The sequence below is a fragment of the Parapedobacter sp. GCM10030251 genome, from assembly GCF_042666505.1.
Classification (GTDB): domain Bacteria; phylum Bacteroidota; class Bacteroidia; order Sphingobacteriales; family Sphingobacteriaceae; genus Parapedobacter.
Map to the genome: position 1 here is coordinate 1 of NZ_JBHTDN010000050.1, position 657 is coordinate 657.

The 657-nt window shown below is 52.7% G+C and carries 1 protein-coding gene; it reads left to right on the top strand.

What is annotated here, in order from left to right:
• A partial coding sequence (gene istB / locus ACFQRK_RS24015) for an IS21-like element helper ATPase IstB (RefSeq protein WP_379010973.1) occupies nucleotides 1-639 on the top strand: 639 nt, incomplete at its 5' end.
• Nucleotides 640-657: the final 18 nt, after the last annotated feature.

Below are 657 nucleotides of genomic sequence, written 5' to 3' on the forward strand. Positions count from 1 at the left end.
GAAGTACAGAACGTACATGAACTATTGGCCTCCATGGTGCAGGCCGAGGTGGAATACCGCGACCACGCCAGGACGCAGAAATACCTGAAGGCAAGCCGGCTGCGCTATAACGCCCTGCCCGAAGAGATTATCTGCAACCCGGAAAGGGGGATCACGCGCGAACAAATGCTCCGGCTATCGGATGGGGCCTTTATCGGGCGGGGTGACAATGTACTGATCACCGGGGCTACCGGATCCGGCAAAAGCTTCCTTGCATGTGCCCTGGGAAGATCGGCATGCCTGCTGGGATACCGGACAATGTATTTCAGCATGAACCGTTTCATGGATACGGTCTCCCAGAGCAGACTCGACGGAACTTATCTCAAATGGATCAAAGCCATATCCAACCATAAATTACTGATAATCGATGACTTCGGACTGAAGGCGATCGATGCAGACGCCAGGCTGGCGCTACTGGATATACTGGAAGACCGGTATGGCAACAGTTCCGTCATTATCACTTCCCAGTTACCCGTGGAGGCGTGGTACAACTTTATCGATGAGCCTACACTGGCCGACGCGATAATGGACAGATTGACAGCTTCGGCACATAGGCTGCCCCTGCAGGGCAAGTCTATGAGGAAGAAAAAAAATCTTTAACTTTGAAAACCCAGTGGC